Annotated in this window: 2 protein-coding genes; both read right to left on the reverse strand. The window is 60.0% G+C overall.

Going from position 1 to position 2207, the window contains the following annotated elements:
• Nucleotides 1-1708 (reverse strand): Ig-like domain-containing protein (locus ACR0JF_RS23215; protein ID WP_480670094.1); only part of this gene is annotated, 1708 nt, incomplete at its 3' end.
• 58 nt (nt 1709-1766) lie between these two features.
• Nucleotides 1767-2207: hypothetical protein (locus tag ACR0JF_RS23220; protein WP_480670096.1), on the reverse strand; the 441-nt coding region annotated here is incomplete at its 5' end.

Genomic DNA, 2207 nt, shown 5'->3' on the forward strand with positions numbered 1-2207 from the left:
CCGCTGATGTGGCATGGGCCACATCCCATCCTGAGATGTCACCAGACGGGACGGTGTTGGAAAGATTAAAGGCAAGATCAAGCGCCGTGCTGTTTTTCAAGGTGATATTGAGTGTTCCCACGTCGCTTGTTACCGAACCTTCAGCCAGAGTGACCGCGACGTTATTGTGCCCCTCCGCCAGATCCGGCGTGACCTCGGCAGTCCATGTGGTCGGGCTGGTCTGGGTGAGTGAGCCCGGAACAAGAGACCCGTTCGCAACGGTAATGGCACTTTCATCAAATGTGCTGACCGCTTCTGTGAAGGTGAAGTCGATGGTGTTTGTTCCGGTTGCGTCTTCAACGCTGCGGCCGGAGCCGGTTATATCGCCGCTGAACTGGATGGAGACAAGCTGGCTCGCTGATGGCCCGGCATTGCCTGCGGTATCCTGTACGCGGAACCGGATGGTGGCTGTGCCCACAAGCGCATCATCGACATGAGAGATCGCAGTTCCGGTGACAGAGGCCGTGGCATCGATCCAGGTTGCGCCATCATCGTTGCTGTATTGCAGGATTTCTCCGGCACCCAGCGGTGCACTGAGGGTTGCGGTGATGGTCAGCCCGTCATTATCGGTGGTCCTGAAATCCCCCGGGGTTCCGGTGTCCTCTGTAATGGCGTCGATTGTGATGGTCTGGTCCGGGGCGGTTGCATCCACGGTCACAGAGATGACGTTGCTGGTGGAACTGTTGCCAGCTGCATCCGTCACGGTGGCGCGATAGAGGAAGCTGCCATCCTCAAGGCTGTCCTGCCCCGAAACCGTCGGGGTCCAGGTCGCGCCGCCATCTCTGGAGACCTCATAAGAAACACCGGTTGCCAGTTCAGCCCCGGTCAATACCAGGTCAAAGCCGGTGTCACTGGTGATGAGATCGCCATCGAGGCCGGTATCGGAGAGATTGGCAAAGCTCAGCGTTCCCGGTGCTGGCGGTGTCGCGTCGATCTGCAGGGCCACCGATACGGGACCGGTTGTATTGCCTGCCGCATCTGACTGGACAATCTCCGCCGTGCCGATGGTGCCGGATGGCAGCGGCATTGTTGGCGTGACAGACCAGGTACCATCCGCTGCAACCATGGTTGTCAGAACTTCGCCGCTGACCGGCAGTGTGACGGTGACGGTTGCACCGGCCTCTCCGGTACCGGACAGCACCGGGGTTGTGTCAGACGTAATGCCATCTCCGGGTGTGCCGGTATCGCTGGCAGGATCAAGCCGCGCGCCAAGGGGCAGGGGAGGGGTGGTGTCGCCTGTACCAGCGGGTGGTTCTTCAACAACGACGGGCTGGGGCTGTGGTTCCGCTTCAGCTGCGGCTGCAGACGAACTGCCACCGCCACCGCTGCCTGCCCCGATCAGAAGACCCCCCAACAGAAGGCCCGAGACCACCGCGGCCTCTTCACCGCCCATTATGCGTTCCGCAAGTGATGCCTCTTCAGTGAGGATCACGCGGCTGTTCAGATCCGATGTGTCATGCCGGGCATACCCTTCAACCGTGATAACGGTTCCATCCTTCAGGGTGATGATCAGATCGTCGCCCTGCACTTGCTGGCTCACCACGTCGTCAACATCGGCCCCGATATGGATATCGCTTGGCGCTGTCAGCCGTATCGTTCTTGTGCCATCGGCAAATTCGGTCACGTCGCCGGTTGCCCGGTCCACGATAAAGTTAATATCTGCTCTCATGATTCAGGTCCTTCCCCGGAGTTGATATGTGAGTGGTGGTGGGTGGTGTTTGATCCGCTCATGTTTGCGGCCTCGCGGCTGGACCGCTGAAGAGTGGCAACAATCGTTTGATCAGCTCGTCGGGAGACAGGCGATGGGCCAGCTCTGCCAGTCCTGTTTCGGTCTCGGGGTTGATCGGTGCGATGCCGAGCAAGCTGCCGAGATCGCTGGCAAAGCGTGGTGCCGTGACAGCGTCCCTCACTGCTGCCAGCTTTTGGTCCTCGGGCGTTTCCGGCGCTGCATTCTCCTGGACCGGATCTTCAAAGAACCCGTAATCGGCTGTGCCCTGGTCGGGTAAAGGGTGCGATTGCGGGTCTGGATCGGGTCTGGTGATGGACGCCTGGGTTTCCGGCGCTTTGGTGCCCTCGACAGATGCGCGCTGTGACAGGGAGAGGCCTGGTTCTGATTCAACCTCGTCTGGTTCATCTGCATTTGACGAACCGGGCGCGTTCAGGAACTC

It is taken from the genome of Ruegeria sp. BG11 (genome assembly GCF_056538565.1).